General features: G+C 72.9%; 16 protein-coding genes and 2 pseudogenes. 10 read left to right on the forward strand and 8 right to left on the reverse strand.

Features of this window, described 5'->3' with window-relative positions:
• Window positions 1-130: 130 nt before the first annotated feature.
• From DEJ15_RS01470 to DEJ15_RS01495, 6 genes are all read left to right on the forward strand, one after another.
• On the forward strand, window positions 131-676 hold the full coding sequence (locus DEJ15_RS01470) for an acyl-CoA thioesterase (protein WP_110824372.1): 546 nt from the start codon (window positions 131-133) through the stop codon (window positions 674-676).
• A 5-nt stretch (window positions 677-681) separates the two neighbouring features.
• Window positions 682-1296 carry a YdeI/OmpD-associated family protein gene (locus tag DEJ15_RS01475; RefSeq protein WP_220032659.1) on the forward strand — a complete coding sequence of 205 codons (615 nt, stop codon included), beginning with the start codon at window positions 682-684 and terminating at the stop codon, window positions 1294-1296.
• A 10-nt stretch (window positions 1297-1306) separates the two neighbouring features.
• Window positions 1307-2188, forward strand: a complete 882-nt coding sequence (locus DEJ15_RS01480; protein ID WP_110824373.1) for an aldo/keto reductase — start codon at window positions 1307-1309, stop codon at window positions 2186-2188.
• Window positions 2189-2672: 484 nt separating this feature from the next.
• Complete coding sequence (locus tag DEJ15_RS17335) at window positions 2673-2954, forward strand: hypothetical protein (RefSeq protein ID WP_349814775.1); 282 nt, start codon at window positions 2673-2675, stop codon at window positions 2952-2954.
• Window positions 2951-3682, forward strand: a complete 732-nt coding sequence (locus DEJ15_RS01490) for an ABC transporter ATP-binding protein (RefSeq protein ID WP_110824375.1) — start codon at window positions 2951-2953, stop codon at window positions 3680-3682. The genes DEJ15_RS17335 and DEJ15_RS01490 overlap by 4 nt, the downstream gene beginning before the upstream one ends.
• 1192 nt (window positions 3683-4874) lie before the next feature.
• Entirely contained in the window at window positions 4875-6488 is a 1614-nt protein-coding gene (locus tag DEJ15_RS01495; RefSeq protein WP_284175466.1) for an ABC transporter permease family protein, read from the forward strand.
• 76 nt (window positions 6489-6564) lie between these two features.
• On the opposite strand, the gene DEJ15_RS01500 is transcribed toward DEJ15_RS01495, so the two are convergent.
• The gene (locus DEJ15_RS01500) at window positions 6565-6849 is read right to left on the reverse strand and encodes a hypothetical protein (RefSeq protein ID WP_110899783.1); all 285 of its coding nucleotides are present in this window, start codon (window positions 6847-6849) and stop codon (window positions 6565-6567) included.
• 109 nt (window positions 6850-6958) lie between these two features.
• Entirely contained in the window at window positions 6959-8086 is a 1128-nt protein-coding gene (locus DEJ15_RS01505; protein WP_284175468.1) for an SDR family NAD(P)-dependent oxidoreductase, read from the reverse strand.
• Window positions 8087-8203: 117 nt separating this feature from the next.
• Between DEJ15_RS01505 and DEJ15_RS01510 the strand changes: the two genes are divergently transcribed.
• The 4 genes and pseudogenes from DEJ15_RS01510 to DEJ15_RS17345 all read left to right on the forward strand — a co-directional run.
• Window positions 8204-8914: an SDR family NAD(P)-dependent oxidoreductase gene (locus tag DEJ15_RS01510; RefSeq protein WP_284176264.1), complete on the forward strand. Its 711-nt coding sequence runs from the start codon at window positions 8204-8206 to the stop codon at window positions 8912-8914.
• Window positions 8915-9017: 103 nt separating this feature from the next.
• Window positions 9018-9233, forward strand: coding sequence for a hypothetical protein (locus tag DEJ15_RS01515; RefSeq protein WP_284175469.1), 216 nt, complete (start codon window positions 9018-9020; stop codon window positions 9231-9233).
• Window positions 9234-9325: 92 nt separating this feature from the next.
• Window positions 9326-9761, forward strand: a pseudogene (locus DEJ15_RS17340) (PQQ-dependent sugar dehydrogenase); the annotation flags it as partial.
• 121 nt (window positions 9762-9882) lie between these two features.
• Window positions 9883-10137 (forward strand): annotated as a pseudogene (locus DEJ15_RS17345) (PQQ-dependent sugar dehydrogenase); the annotation flags it as partial.
• A gap of 76 nt (window positions 10138-10213) precedes the next feature.
• Here DEJ15_RS17345 and DEJ15_RS01525 read toward each other — a convergent pair.
• The 6 genes from DEJ15_RS01525 to DEJ15_RS17350 form a co-directional block, all read right to left on the reverse strand.
• Entirely contained in the window at window positions 10214-11281 is a 1068-nt protein-coding gene (locus DEJ15_RS01525) for an SDR family oxidoreductase (protein ID WP_110824382.1), read from the reverse strand.
• Between the two features lie 106 nt (window positions 11282-11387).
• Window positions 11388-12029 (reverse strand): ATP-binding cassette domain-containing protein, encoded by a 642-nt coding sequence (locus DEJ15_RS01530; RefSeq protein WP_110824383.1) that lies wholly within the window; start codon window positions 12027-12029, stop codon window positions 11388-11390.
• On the reverse strand, window positions 12029-12616 hold the full coding sequence (locus tag DEJ15_RS01535) for a hypothetical protein (protein WP_284175472.1): 588 nt from the start codon (window positions 12614-12616) through the stop codon (window positions 12029-12031). Before DEJ15_RS01535 ends, DEJ15_RS01530 begins: the two co-directional genes overlap by 1 nt.
• 31 nt (window positions 12617-12647) lie before the next feature.
• The gene (locus tag DEJ15_RS01540) at window positions 12648-13520 is read right to left on the reverse strand and encodes a bacteriocin-associated integral membrane family protein (protein WP_284175474.1); all 873 of its coding nucleotides are present in this window, start codon (window positions 13518-13520) and stop codon (window positions 12648-12650) included.
• Between the two features lie 588 nt (window positions 13521-14108).
• On the reverse strand, window positions 14109-14492 hold the full coding sequence (locus tag DEJ15_RS01545; RefSeq protein WP_110824385.1) for a lactococcin 972 family bacteriocin: 384 nt from the start codon (window positions 14490-14492) through the stop codon (window positions 14109-14111).
• A 466-nt stretch (window positions 14493-14958) separates the two neighbouring features.
• A complete protein-coding gene (locus tag DEJ15_RS17350) occupies window positions 14959-15114 on the reverse strand; it encodes an antitoxin VbhA family protein (protein ID WP_181419516.1) in 156 nt (51 codons plus the stop codon).
• Window positions 15115-15409 lie beyond the last annotated feature (295 nt).

Raw genomic sequence — 15409 nt, forward strand, 5'->3', positions numbered from 1 at the left:
CCGGGAATGCACCGCGGAGCGGCAAGCGGAGAGCGGGAAACGGCAAGGTCGAGGCGGGCGACGGCACCGTCGTGGTGGGGAACCTCCAAGCTCCTCGCGCCGGGGCCCCGGTGGTGGTCGGATCGACCCCGTGAACCTGACCTTCCGGCTCCTGCTGCTGACCCTGCGCATCCGGTTGTCCCGGCGGCGGCTGTCGCTGTGGGACGAATCGCGGACGCCGTTCCGTGTGACGCTCACCGACCTGGACCCGCTGCGGCACGTCAACAACGGGAAGTACCTGTCGCTGCTCGACCTCGGCCGACTCGACCTCATGCTGCGCTCCGGCTTCTGGCAGGTGGTCGGCGCGCGCGGCTGGTACCCCGTCGTGGCCGCACAGACGATCACCTACAAACGGTCGCTGACGCTCGGGCAGCGCTTCGAGCTGCGCTCGCGGGTGCTCGGGGTGGACGAGCGGGCGGTGTACATGGAGCAGACGTTCACGCGGCACGGGGACGTCGTGGCCCGGGCGGTCGTGCAGGCCCGGTTCCTCCGCCGGACTGGAGGCACGGTCCGGCCCGACGAGCTGCTCGCCGCCGCCGGTGGCGCACCCCGTGACCTGACCCTGCCGGACTGGGTGTCCGCGTGGGCCGACGCCGTCCGCATCAGTGGCTCGGGATGCGACCGCGTGCGACCATGACCGGCATGGAGATCGAGCCGTTCGTCGTCGCCGACGCCGCCGCCTGGCGCGCCTGGCTGGACGGGCACGAGGACACGTCCGACGGGGTCTGGCTCGTCCTCGCCAAGAAGGGCACGACCAGCCCGACGAGCCTGACGTACGCGCAAGCCCTGGACGAGGCGCTCTGCTCCGGGTGGATCGACGGGTCGAAGCGCGGGCTCGACGCGGCCACGTTCCTGCAGCGGTTCACCCCGCGGCGGAAGGCGTCCCTGTGGTCGAAGCGGAACGTCGGACTCGTCGCCGCGCTGGTGGAGGCCGGACGGATGCGGCCGCGCGGGCAGGCGGAGGTCGACCGCGCGAAGGACGACGGTCGGTGGGACCGCGCGTACGCGGGGGCTGCGACCGCCGAGGTGCCCGAGGACCTGCGGGCAGCGCTCGACGCCGCACCGACGGCCGCCGCTCTGTTCGCGGAGCTCGACGCGACGAACCGGTACGCCGTCGTGCACCGAGTGGTGACCGCCCCGAGTGAGACCGCGCGGGCGAACCGCATCGCGAAGCTCGTCGGTGGCCTCACGCGTGGGGAGACGCCGTACCCCCGTCCCGGTGCGCAGCCTCCACGGGTCATCGACCCGGAGGCGTAGACCGGGATGCATGACCACTGGCACTGACACCACGAACCGTCCGGCCGCGTCCTCCGGCACCTTCCGCATCGGCGGGGACCTCGAGGTCAACCGCCTCGGCTACGGCACCATGCAGCTCACCGGCCCCGGCGTCTGGGGACCGCCGAAGGACCACGACGAGGCGATCCGCGTCCTGAAGCGCGCCGTCGAGCTGGGCGTGAACTTCTTCGACACGGCCGACTCGTACGGCCCCTACGTCGCCGAGGAGCTCCTCAAGGAGGCCCTCCACCCCTACGGCGACGACGTCGTCATCGCCACGAAGGCCGGCCTGACCCGCACCGGCCCGAACGAGTGGCCGCCGGTCGGCCGCCCGGAGTACCTGCGCCAGGAGGCCGAGATGAGCCTCCGCCGCCTCGGCCTCGAGCGCATCGACCTGTTCCAGCTGCACCGCATCGACCCGAAGGTCCCGCTCGAGGACCAGATCGGCGAGCTGAAGAAGCTGCAGGACGAGGGCAAGATCCGCCACATCGGGCTGTCCGAGGTCTCGGTCGACGACGTGAAGGCCGCGCAGCAGATCGCCACGATCGTCTCCGTGCAGAACCTCTACAACCTCACCGACCGTTCGGCCGAGGAGCTCCTCGACTGGTCGGAGGAGCAGGGCATCGGCTTCATCCCGTGGTTCCCGCTCGCGACCGGCGGCCTGACCGGTGCGGACTCGCCGCTCACCGAACTCGCGAAGCAGAAGGACGCCACCCCGGCGCAGGTCGCGCTCGCGTGGCTGCTCAAGCGTTCGCCCGTCATGCTGCCGATCCCCGGCACGTCGAGCGTCGACCACCTCGAGGACAACCTCCAGGGCGCGACGATCGAGCTCAGCGACGAGGAGTTCCAGGAGCTGTCGAAGCTGCACAGCTGAGCTGTCCCGCTCCGACCGGGAGGCCCGTGGCGGGATCGCCACGGGCCTCCCGTCCGTCTGCAGGATGACTTCCGCCCGACCCGCTTGTCCCGGCATACCGGGTATGTGCATACTCGGTATGCCCGGGGGAGAAGCGCTCCGCCGGGGCGGAGGGGGGAACGATGAGTGTCCGCATGGGCGTACTCGCACTGCTGGTGGCCGAGCCGGGCTACGGCTACCAGCTCCGGGGGGGAGTTCGAGCACCGGACCGGGGGCAGCTGGCCGCTGAACATCGGCCAGGTCTACACGACGCTCGATCGGTTGGAGCGCGACGGCCTCGTGGCCCGCGGGGGACGCCGACGACGACGGACACGTCGTCTACACGGCGACCGACGCGGGCCGCGAGGCGGTCGACCGGTGGTTCAGCGAGCCGGTCCCGGCCAAGCGCGGACGGGACGAACTCGCGATCAAGTTCGCGATCGCGGTCACGGTCCCCGGCGTCGACGTGCAACGCCTCGTGCAGGTGCAGCGCACGGCAGCGGTCCGGGCACTGCAGGACCTGACGCGCCTCAAGCGCACCACGGACCCGGCGACCGACCTGGCATGGTCGCTCGTCCTCGAGTCGATGGTGTTCCAGGCCGAGTCCGAGGTCCGCTGGCTCGACCACGTGGAGTCGAGCGTCGCGCGGTACCAGCCGACGTCGCGCGGGACCCTCGGCCAGCCCGACGACGAGGACGCGTACGGCAGCGAGCCCACCGGCCGTCGCTCCGGCGAGGCCGTCCGATGACCTCGACCCCGCTCCTCGAACTCGACGCCGTGGCCGTGCAGTACGGCAGCGGTGCGCAGGCCGTGACCGCTCTGGCCGGTGTCGACCTGACGATCCGTCCGGGCGAGATGGTCGCCGTGATGGGGACCTCCGGATCGGGCAAGTCGACCCTGTTGTCCGTGTCCGGGACGCTCATGCCGCCGACGAGCGGTGAGGTCCGCATCGACGGCGAATGGGTGTCCGACCGTCCGGCCCGGGAGCTCGCGGCCCTGCGTCGGCGGGTGCTCGGCTTCGTCTTCCAGGACTTCAACCTCATCCCCTCGCTGACCGCGGTCGAGAACGTGGCGCTCCCACTCGAGCTCGACGGCTGGCGCACCGGGCGTGCCCGGAAGGCCGCACAGCTCGCACTGGAGAGCGTCGAGCTCGGGCACCGCCTCGACGCCTGGCCGGACGACCTCTCCGGCGGCCAGCGGCAGCGGGTCGCGATCGCCCGCGGGGTCGTCGGCGACCGGAAGCTCGTCCTCGCCGACGAGCCGACCGGTGCCCTCGACTCGCAGACCGGCGAGGTCGTGTTGCGCATGCTCCGCCGACACGTCGACTCCGGTGCCGGCGCGCTGCTCGTCACGCACGACGCCCGGCACGCAGCCTGGGCGGACCGGATCGTGTTCCTCCGCGACGGCCGCATCGTCGACGAGACCGCCTACGCCGGCGTGGAGCTGGCCCTGTCGGACGCGCAGGACCGGTCGTGAGCGAGCGGCCCCGTCGGGACACGCACCGTCCGACGATCCGCAGCCGCTCCCCGTTCGCCCTCCGGCCCGCGCTCCTGCTGGCCCGGCGTCTGGCGTTCGCCCGGACCGGTCGCGCGGTGCTCGTCGCGTCGCTCATCGGGCTGCCGATCGCCGGACTCGCGGCGGGCAGCGTGCTCATCGCGTCGACGACACAGAGCACCGAGGACGAGTTGACCGTCGAGCTCGGGCGGTCCGCCGCGCTCCTCGAGTCGAACGGCCCGGACCTGGTCGGGATGCGGCAGGACCCGGTCGACCGCTACGCCGCCGTGACGCGGCCCGGCACGCCGCTCCAGCGTTGGCAGGACGACCCCACCAGCACCGACGCCGACACCCCGGCCCCGCCGACCGCGGACCTGCTCACCTCTGTCCCGGACGGAGCCGCGTCCATCCCGGTGCGGGAGGGCTCCGCGGTCGTCGCCGGGCCGGAGGTCCCCGTGACGGTCACCGCGGTCGAGGGCGAGACCTGGGCCGGCGCCCTCCACGGGCACTGGGACCGGATCGACGGCGCCGTCCCGCGCGCCGCAGGCCAGGTGCTCGTGACACCCGCCACGCTCGACCGCCTGCACGTCGCCGTCGGCGAGACACTCGAGCTCGAGGACCCGGTGCAGCGGCAGGTCACGATCGTCGGCACACTCCGCGACCTCGGTCGACCGTCGTCCACCCTCGCCGTGTTCGGCCCGTGGGGGGTCCCTCGGGCTCGGCGACGACGACGCCACCCAGGTGTTCCTCCCCGACCACAGCGTGACCTGGCCCGAGGTCCAGCGGTACAACGACCACGGCATCGTGGTCGAGTCCCGGGCCGTCGTGCTCGACCCGCCCTTCGCCAGCAGGAGCTCCGGCGGGTACGACCCGATCGTCAGTTACGGGTACGTCGGCCTCGCCGGGGCGTTCGCCCTGTTCGAGGTCGGGTTGCTCGCGGCTGCGGCGTTCCTGGTGAGCTCCCGTGCGGACACCCGCTCGCACGCGGTGCTGGCGAGCGTCGGCGGCGACCGGCGCTTCCTCTTCACGGTCGTGTCGTCCTCCGGCCTCGTGCTCGGTGCCGTCGGAGCGGTGTGCGGCACCGTGCTCGGCATCGGCGGCGGTGTCGCGGCCTTCCACCTGCTCGACTCGGGGGGACCGCGCTCGCTACCCCGGGGTGCACCTGCCATGGCTCGTGCTGCTCGCCGTCGTGGCGCTCGGGGTCCTGGCCGGGTGGGCGGCCTCGCTCGTCGCCGCCAGGAGCGCGAGCCGCGTCGACGTGGACAGTGCCCTCCGTGGCGCCACCCGCCCCGCGCCCGCGTCCCGGCGTCGGTGGGCCGCAGCCGCGGGACCCGTGCTCGCCGGGGTCGGCGTGCTGATGACGATGGCCTGCGGCGTGGGCGTGCTGATGCTCAACGACCGTCCGGTGCAGGACGACCACCTCGCGCTCGTGGTCGGCGTCGGCGTGGCGGTCGGCCCCTGCCTGGCGCAGCTCGGCATCGTCCTCGCCGCGCGTCGGCTGCTCGCCGGGGTCGCCCGGATCGGGGAGCGGCTCGGTCTGCCCGCCCGGATCGCCGTCCGCGACGCCGTCCGCAACCCGGTCCGGACGGTCCCCGTGCTCGCGAGCGTGATGAGCGTCGTGTTCGTCTCGACCGTCGTGCTGACCTTCGCGGCCGCGGGACAGGCGCAGACCGACGCGCAGTACGAGTTCTCCACCGCGGAGGGCGTGGGCACCGCGTCCATCACCGGGGACGGGATCGACGCGGCGCTCCGCGACCGGGCACTCCGGGTCGTGCGCCAGGTCCTGCCCGACGCCGACGTCCGACTCCTCGGCGCGGGCGTCGAGACCGGGTCCGACGACGCCCCGGTCACCCTGCCCGTCGACGTGCACCAGCGGGACTGTGCCGACAGCAGCACCGGAGCGTGCTCCGACTGGTTGAGCGCACCGGACGCCTCGCGCCCGCACGTCCTGACCGGAGACGTCGACGACCTCGCCGAGCTCCTCGGCCACCGGCCGTCCCGGGTCGCACGCGCCTCACTCGAACGCGGTGACGCCGTCTCCATGCGGCCCGAGTACGTGCGCGACGGCGTGGTCCGGCTCGACACCCGACCCTTCTCGCAGTTCACCGCGTACGGCGAGCAGCCGACCTCGCGGGCGACGAGCTCGACGACCCTGCCGGCCGTGGTCGAGCACACCGACCAACCCCTCCACCTCGGACTGTTCCTCACGCCGCAGGGCGCCCAGCGGCACGGGCTCGAGACCGAGCGCTCCTTCCTGGTCGGGTCCTTCCCGGGTGGCATCACCGACGAGCAGACGGACACCCTCGCGGCGACCTGGCAGACCGCGGCGGGTGCCGACGCCGACCTCTGGTACCCGTGGTTCTCGGTGGAGAACGGCCCCGAGGACCCGTTCCGACCGATCGCGGTCGTCGTCACACTCCTGGCCGGGATCGTCACGCTCGGTGCCACGACCGTGGCGATCGGGCTGGCGCGGGCCGACGGGCGTCGTGACGACGAGGTGCTCGACGCGGTCGGCGCCTCGCCCGGTGTCCGCCGCCTGGTCTCGACGTGGCAGGCCGCGCTGCTCACGCTGGTCGGCTCGCTGGTCGGGGTCGCGCTCGGGACCCTGCCGCTCCGCGCCCTGACGCTCCGGTTCACACCGACACCGGACGGCGTCGTCCACATGCCGTTCGCCCCGGACCCGGTGTCGCTCGCGGTGCTCGGACTCGGGCTGCCGGTCCTCGTGACCGCGGGGGTCTGGGCGGTCGCCGGTCGGCGACGGCGTGTGGCGGTCCGACGGACCGCCTGACGGACGGGAGGCCCGCTGCCAGCTGGCTGCGAGCCTCCCGTCCGGCGGTCACGTCGCCGGCAGCGGACTCGACGCGCTAGTCGGCGAGCCGGGCGAGCAGGGGCAGGAAGAGCCCGGCCAGCCATGACAGCACCAGCACCGACGCGCCGACCGCGAGGATCCGTCGGCGTCGGCGCTGCCGAGGGGTCTCGTCGACGCCCCACACGCCGGCCCGGACGAGGACACGGTTCGCCTCGCCGACCAGGCGGCGGACCTCCGGGTCCTCCATGTCGAGACGGCCGGCCTCGGCGTGGTCGGCGATCGCGGTGGCCTCGTCCACCGTCAGCGCGGTGTCACCGGTCGGCCGGTCCCTGCGTCGCATGCGCACCACGGTAGCCCGCCGGTGGGGTCGTCGACACCCCGGAACGGCAACCGCGCTCGGCACTCGCGCGGTGCCGGGTCCGCTGCGCGATGTCGGGCGCCGCGACCGTCTACTCGGGGAGCGGCTCCGCGTACGTGCGGAAGTCGCCGCGCTCGGTGTGGATCGACCAGAGCCGCTCGGCGATCGCGGCGCCCGAGTGGTCCTGTTGCCCGTCGTCGATGCCGAACGGGATGATGAGCTGGCCGACGTGGACCTGCTCGTCCCGCACGGCGTCGTGGAGCAGCTGCGCGTAGGCGCTCTCGCCGGCGAAGGCGACCGACGTGCCGGTGACGCGCGCGCCCGGACGGACCGCGCTGCCGCCGTTGACGAACAGGATCGTGCCGGAGCCGATCGCGCGCATGCCGGGCAGGACCTGGCGGACGGCGTTCACCGAGCCGTAGACGGAGAACTCGATCGGGCCGACGAGGTCCTCGGCGGTCGTCTCGAGCACCGGCCGCATGTACTCCTTCGCGGGCAGCGGGCTGTACTGCAGGACCTCGATCGGGCCGAGCTGCTCGGTGGCCTGCTCGAGCGCGCGGCGGAGGGAGTCCCCGTCGCGGACGTTCGCGGCGAACCCGGCGGCCTGGTGCCCCTGCTCCCGGAGCGAGGCGGCGAGCTCGTCGAGGCGGGCCTGGTTGCGGGAGATCAGGGCGACGGCGAAGCCCTCACGGGCGAAACGCTCGGCGACGGCGAGCCCGAGGCCCTTGCCGGCGCCGACGATGGCGATGGTGGTCATGTGGTCCTCCAGGGACTGGTGGTGGTCGTTCCACTGAACCAGGCGGCCTCCTGCGGCAGTCAGGTCCGGTCCGGCAGGCACGCGTCGGCCGACACCAGGGCGTCGATGCGCGCCGGTCGCCGCCGGCCGGACAGGTAGTCGTCGAGCGTCTCCCGCCGAGCCCGGAGCCGCGCTTCCTGCCGGAGCAGGTCGTCCCGGACCTGCTCGACCCGGGCGAGGAGGTCCGCCGGCGGCGGTCCCCCCGGCGTCTCCGGCCACACAGGGCACCACGTCACGGAGGAGTCCCGACGAGAGCCCGGCCGCGAAGAGGTCCTGGATGAGCGCGACCATCTCGACCGCGTCCGGGTCGTAGTCCCGGTACCCGTTCGGACGCCGTCTGCTCGTGATGAGCCCCTCGTGCTCGTAGTACCGCAGCGCCCGCGTGCTCACACCCGTCGCCGCGCTCAACTCGCCGATCAGCACGATCCCGCCGCCCTCCGCTTGACCTTGACGCTGACGTCAATGTCTACGGTACCCGCATGACCACAGCAGCACAGATGCGCGACCGCACCGCCCTCGTCACCGGGGGGCTCCACCGGGATCGGGGCCGCCGTCGCCGACGCCCTCGCGCGAGCGGGAGCGCACCTCGTCCTCGTCGCCCGGGACGCCACCCGGCTCGAGCAGACCGCCGACGGCATCCGCGACCGGCACGGTGTCCCCGTCACGACCATCGCACTCGACCTGGCCGAGGACGGAGCCGTCGCCCGCCTGCTCGACCGCCTGGCAGGCGACGGGACCGAGATCGAACTGCTGGTCGGCAGTGCCGGCGTGGCTTCGCGGGGCCTCGTCGTCGACAGCGACCCGGTCGCCCTGCGCCGCCTCGTCGACCTCAACGTCGGAGCACTCACCGAACTCACGACGGCGGTGGTCACGCGGATGGTCGAGCGGGGGCACGGTTCCGTCGTCTCGATCGCGAGCACCGGCGGGTTCGCCCCGGCACCGGTCCTGGCGGCCTACGCGGCCTCGAAGGCGTACGTCCTGTCGTTCACGCAGGCGCTCTGGGCCGAGACACGGCGAAGCGGCGTGCGGGTCGTCGCCGTCAGTCCCGGCCCGACGCGGACCCCGATGAACGCGGCCACCGGCCGGTGGGGACGCCGACCCGAGCAGGTCGCCGCGACCGTCCTCGCGGCGCTCGACGGCTCCGGCCCGTCCGTCGTCGACGGGCGGGCGAACACGCTCGCCGCGACCGTGCTGCGGCTGCTGCCGACCCGTGCCGTCACCGCGCTCGCCATGCGGGTGCTGGCGCGGTAGCGGCTGCCGGCCACGGCCACGGCCACGGCGACGGCGACGCTCCACCCAGCGGTTGTGCACCTGCGCGGGGTGCAATCGACGGACACGCACCGGGAGGCACACCATGGGCAGGACACGTCGTACCGTCTCGGCCGCGAGCGTCGCGCTCGTCGCCCTGACCCTCACCGCCTGCACGGGTACATCCGAGGCCGGCCCGGACCGCGTGCCCCGGGCCTCCGCACCGGCCGACCTGGCTGCCGGGCAGCTGGCGCCGGACGGCGAGACGACCGACGTCGTCACCGGACTGGAGGCCCCCCTGGTCCGTCGTGCGCACCGGTGACGGTCCCGACGCGCTCATCAGCCTCCGGGACTCCGCGGAGGTGCTGGAGCTGACGGCCGACGGCGAACGCCGCACGGTCGGGACGGTCCCCGGTGTCCGACACGGGGGGCGAGGGCGGCCTGCTCGGACTCGCCCTGCACGAGGACGACCTGTTCGTGTACTCGACCGGCGAGGACGGCAACCGCATCGAGCGCTACGACCTGGAGGGACGAGCCGGGTCGACCGTGCTCGGGGACGCCACGACGCTCATCGACGACCTGCCCGCGAACACGTTCCACGACGGCGGGCGGATCGCGTTCGGCCCGGACGGCATGCTCTACGCCAGTGTCGGCGACGCCGGCGCGAGCGAGGACGCGCAGGACCGGGACTCGCTCGCGGGCAAGATCCTCCGCCTCACCCCGGACGGCGACGTGCCCGACGACAACCCGTTCCCCGGCTCCCCCCGTGTGGAGCCTCGGGCACCGGAACGTGCAGGGCCTCGGGTGGAGCGCGGACGGGACGATGTTCGCGTCCGAGTTCGGGCAGGACGCCCGCGACGAGCTCAACGTCATCGAGCCGGGGAGCAACTACGGCTGGCCGGAGGTCGAGGGCACCGGGGGGCGAGGACCAGGGGTTCGTCGACCCGGTCCAGCAGTGGTCGACCGACGACGCCAGTCCGAGCGGCCTCGCCGTCGTCGGGGACACCGTGTTCATCGCGAACCTGCAGGGCCGGGTGCTCCGCGGCGTCCCGGTCGACGACCCCGGCACCGCGCACGAGTACTTCGCCGGGGAGTACGGCCGGATCCGCACGGTGCTCGCCGGCCCGGACGACACGCTCTGGTTGGTGACGAACAACACGGACGGCCGCGGCGACCCGGGTGAGGGCGACGACCGGATCGTGCAGGTCCCGCTGACCACGGGCTGACCGACTGACCGGCCGGACGACCGACGGGCCGACCGGGTGACCGGCCGGCCCGTCGTCACGTCGTCACGTCCCCACGTCAAGGGACGAGCCGCTCCGCCCGGTACCGGTCGAACAGCCGGGTGAAGGAGTCGAGCGTCCGGTGGTGCTCGGTGAACCCGGCGAGCCGGCTCTTCGACATGTCGGTCATCACCTCGATGTCGCGGCCGAGGTCGGCGTCCGTGTGCCACCACGACGCGAGGCGCTCCAGGTCGGGCTCGACGAGACCGTGCTCGGCGACGACCTCCGCCCAGACCGGTGCGGCGTCGGCCATCTGCTGCTCGAACGGCCGCGGCGCGGTGTCGAAACCCTCGGCCTCGACGCCCAGGTGCGCGGCGATCCGCGGCCACATCCAGCGCCAGCGGAACACGTCGCCGTTCGCGGTGTTGAACGCCTCGTCGGCACCGGCCGGGTCGGTCGCGGCCCACACCATCTGCGCGGCGAGCAGGTCGGCGTCGGTGACGTCGGTCAGCCCGTTCCACTGCGTCTCGCTGCCGGGGAACACCATCGGGCGCCCGGTGTGGCGGCTGATCGCGGCGGCGACGGCGATCGTCAGACCCATGTTCATCGCGTTGCCGACGGCGTACCCGAGGACGGTGTGCGAGCGGTGCACCGACCAGGTGAAGCCCTGACGTGCGGCGGCGGCGAACAGCTCGTCCTCCTGTGCGTAGTAGAAGTTGTCGACGTCCAGCCGGGGCTCGTCCTCGTGGAACGGGGTGTCCGGCATCGCGCCCTGGCCGTACGCCTCGAACGGACCGAGGTAGTGCTTCAGGCCGGTCATCAGCGCCACGTGCTGCACCGGCGCACCGGACAGTGCGGCGAGGAGGTCGCGCACCATGCCGCCGTTCACCGCGATGTTCTCGGCCTCAGTGGCCTGGCGGGACCACGCCGTGAAGAACACGTGTGTCGCCGGGACGTCGGCGAGCGCCGCCGCGAGGGACGCCGCCGACCGGAGGTCCGCCGACTGCCAGGTGACCCCGGGGCGCTCGGCTCCGGGTCGGCGCGAGAGCGCGGTGACGGTCCAGCCGTCGCTCACGAGGTGGTCGACGATCGCCGATCCGGCGATGCCGGTGGCGCCGACGACGAGGGCGTGCGGGGTCGCGGTCATGCGGGTCCTTCCGTGGGGGCGGTGGACCGGAGACAACACCTGTCGCCTGGGTGTATTCCGGTGCCCTCTTCCGCCGCCCGCTCGCGCGGTGGCCGGGAGGCCCGGATCACGTCGCGCAGGCAGGGTCCAGGTGCAGCCGGGTCGCCGCCCGGACGACGACGGCAGGGACGTGTGTCGCGATGACCACGGCCGCGCCTCCGGAGGCGAACTCATCGAGGAGGTCGAGGACCATCCGTGCGTTCTCCTCGTCGAGGGCACTCGTGGGCTCGTCGGCGAGGACGACGTCCGGCTGCTTCACGAGGAGCCGCGCGAGTGCGACGCGCTGCTGCTCACCGCCGCTGAGCTCGTGCGCACGGTCGGTCGCGCGACCCGCGAGCCCCACCCGCTCCAGCGCCTCGGCGGTCCGGACTCCGCGGTGCACGCCATCCCGCCAGCGCACGCGCCCGATCTCGATGTTCGCCTGCACGGACAGGTCGGGGACGAGCCCGAAGTCCTGGAAGAGGTACCCCAGGTGGTCCCGACGGAGCAACCGCGCACGGCGCCCACTCCGCCCGGCCGTGACGCCGTCGATGCTGACGGTCCCGACGTCGAGCACGTCGATCTGCCCGATGCAGTCCAAGAGCGTCGACTTGCCGGCGCCGCTCGGACCCGTCAGTGCCAGGACCTCGCCCCGCGCGACGTCGAACGAGAGGCCTTCCCACAGGGTCCGGCCTCCGCGCTGCTTGCGGGCCTCGCGGACGGCGATCATCACGATCCCGTCCCTCGGAGTCGGACGACCGACCGGGATGACCGCGTCGTCACCACGACGGAGACCACGCTCACGAGCAGGACGACGAGCGCAGCGCCCACTGCTGCCGGACCGGCAGCCTGCGCCGCGGGGTCGAGCACGGAGGCCGCGCCCGTGCCGTCCGGTCTGCGTTGCGACCAGGTGTCCAGGATGAGGACGGTGGCGATGGTCAGGAGGACTCCTTCGACCGTCAGGAGCAGCCGGTGTGTGTGGACGAACGACCTGCCGGCAGCGACGTCGGCGAAGACCGACCGTCCGTTGCGTCGCTGGTGCGCGACGACGGCGAGGCCGGCGAGCACGACCGCCACCACCGCACTGCTGACCACCGCGAGGACGCCGATGGCCACGCCGGTCGTCGCGCGGCGCTGGTGTTCCGCCGCCGCCTGCCCGACGGGCACGACGGCGCTGAACTCGTCCCGCAGGCCCGCCGCGTCGATCGCCCGGTCCGCCGCGCGCTCGGAGGTGAACACCACGTCCCCGGTCGATAACCAGGCACCGAGCTGGTCTGCCGTGAACACGCGGGAGGGAGCGGGGACGACGACGACCACGACATCCGTGAGCCAGGACGCCGTCGATGCGTCACACGGGTACGTGTAGATCCGACGGGGAGCGAGTTCGCCACCACCGACCTCCCGCTTCTCCGTGCCCGTCGCCCCGCGGAGTTCCCACTCCGTGAGGGCCCGGACGAGCGCAGCGCGGTCGATGTCGGAGCCGGAGGGCGTCCAGACCGTGATCCGGTCCCCGGTCCCGGTGATCCGATCCCCCCGCGGCGGTCCGGAGGTCCTGCCGCCGCAGGTACCCGGGGTCGACGAACAGGGCCGGCACCGTGCCACGACCGACGCCGGTCGAGACCTCGGTGGCCGCGGAGAGCAGCGCCCGGTGCTGGTCGAGTGCCGCACCCGCGACGCCCCCGATCCGGTCCCAGTACGGCTGCGTGTCCGATCCCGGGCGCGGGTCCGGCGTCACCCAGAGCTGGACGGTGTCGCCGGCGGCCCGGAGGTCCTGCGCCGCCGACGCCGACCGGGCGACCGCCGCTGCGGACGTCAGGTCGAAGACCGCCGCCACCAGCACCACCACCGCCGGGAGCCGAGCAGCCTGTGCGCCCAGCACGAGAGCCGCGGAGGGTCGGTCACCGCGAACTGCCAGGGCGATCGGCCGTCGGGAGGCGATGACGGTGCCGAGTGCATGGCAGGCCACGACCGGGACGAGCAGCGGCGAACAGCACACGGCGGCTGCCACGGCGAAGGTCGTCCACGTCGCGAGTCCGTTGTGTGCCCAGAGCCCCAGCGCGACGACCGGCGCCAGGAGGGCCGTGACGACGAGCGTCGTCCGGACCTCCGCGACCTCGGTGAGCACGACCGCCCAGGTGCTGCGCCCGTGCAGTCGCCGGACGACCGTCCTGCGCGGGGCGCCGACGGTGCCGACCAGGCAGAGCACGACACAGCCGAGCACCAGGGCTCCGATGAGGCCACCGGTCCCCTCTGTTCCGGCGGTGACCCCGAGCCGGGTCGCGAGGGGGGACGCGCTCGGACGTCGTCTCGAACCCCGCGGCGACGAGTGCGTCGGCCGTCGCACGTCCCGCCTGCTCGTCCCCGACGACTTCGTACGCCCCCGCCGGGTCGTACCGGTCGAGCGCGGACATGGGACGCACCGTCGTCGTGATCGAGGGGTCGAACTCGTCGTAGCCGTCCTGGAGCCACTCCGCTCCCCGTGTCCCCGGGGCACCGGTCACGAGCGCCGTCCGCCGACTCGTCGGTGCCGAGCGATCGGCGACCGTCCGGACGATCGTCGCGCGGTGCTCCTGAGCGACCCGCTCGAGCGATCCGGCGATCATCTCGTTCGACGTCGAGCCGGATCCCACGGCCGCCGTCACGACGGTCGAGACTCCGACCACGCCGGTCTGGCTCAGCTGCACGCACCCGAGGAAGGCGAGCACGACGGCCAGGACCGGTGGGACCACGTACGCCATCCGCACGCTCCGCATCACCGAGGACTCCTTCCCGAAGGGCCAGGGCAGACGCCCACTGCCGTGTCCGACGCTCAGCAGTTGTGGTAGTACGCCTTGTTGCCGCTGCGGGCCTTCGGCGTCGTCGCCAGCGCGTACCGGCCGCCGGGGACACCGGTGACGCGCTTGGTCTTCAGCCCGACGGCCGTCGCCCCGTGACAGCGGCGCTCGCGGATGTAGTTCGACCAGGTGTCGTCCCGGCCGACACCCCACTGCCAGAAACTGCCACCACCGCCGTCGCGCCGGGTCGCCGATCCCCTGACCTCGCCGGTGGGACCGGTGTCGTCCGTGATGACGACCCCGCCGGATCCCGGTGCGGACCCGAGGACGTCGACTGCCGACGCTCCCGCGGTCGGTACCACGACCAGCCCGGTCGCCAGCAGCAGACCGGTCACCACTGCGCTCTTCCTGTTCCCCACGTGTGTCTCCTCTCATGCCCCGCTCGGGGCTCAGCGGGGAGCGTGACAGTCGTGGACGGCGGCAGCCGAGAATGTTGCATACCGCCCAGCCGACGCCGTGGTCTCAGCCCGAGCTCGACGTCCAGTTCACGTCACGCAGGCGGCGCAGGTGCAGCGGAGGCATGGCATGGCATGGCATGGGCGGAGTCGGCGAGTACAGGTATGGTCGTCAGTGCAGACCCCCTCCGCACATGCGGGCCCAGGGGGGTCTCGCTGCGTTCGGGTCAGATCGTCAGGGGACACCGCAACGGAGCACGCTCGGCGAGGGACTTGTCGTACCGATGCCACGCGAACTCGTTGCCCGGCTCCGTGCATCATCTGGGCGGCGCGGTCGACGACGACGATCCTGACGTGCTCAGGCGGCAGCCCAGCGCCCATCGTATGGGGCGCCGGTCACCCACGGCCGGTCTTCGGAGGCCATGTCTCTTCAGCGGTCAGCAGTCGACGGGTGCGCGCGCCGAACCTCGGCCGCCATCTCGTCGAACGTGAGCTCACCACGGATCCATCGGTCCTGAGCGGCGTGCGTGACGTCGGACGCGCGGCCGCCCTCGAGGGCGGCCGACGTACGGGTCTCGTCGACGATCTACTGACGGAACACGCTCCGCCCCAGTGAGCTGCGTGGTCTTGGTCGTGGTGGCCATCGGGTCCTCCCCCAGTCGTTCCCTGGTTCTACCCGGGCCACTGCAAGAACGGTAGGTCAGGGGTTCTGACTGGAACTGTTCTGACGGTGAGTTTCGAAGGAACCGCGTCCCCGGATTCGCCAGGGCCGTCGACGACGTAGGCGATCCTGTCAGAAACGATCGTCAGTGAGGGCGGCAGCGGTCGATGGTTCAGAACAACAGGACAACTCGACGATCGACTCGAAAGGTCACGAAACC

It is taken from the genome of Curtobacterium sp. MCJR17_043 (assembly GCF_003224315.2).
In the GTDB taxonomy this organism is placed as follows: domain Bacteria; phylum Actinomycetota; class Actinomycetes; order Actinomycetales; family Microbacteriaceae; genus Curtobacterium.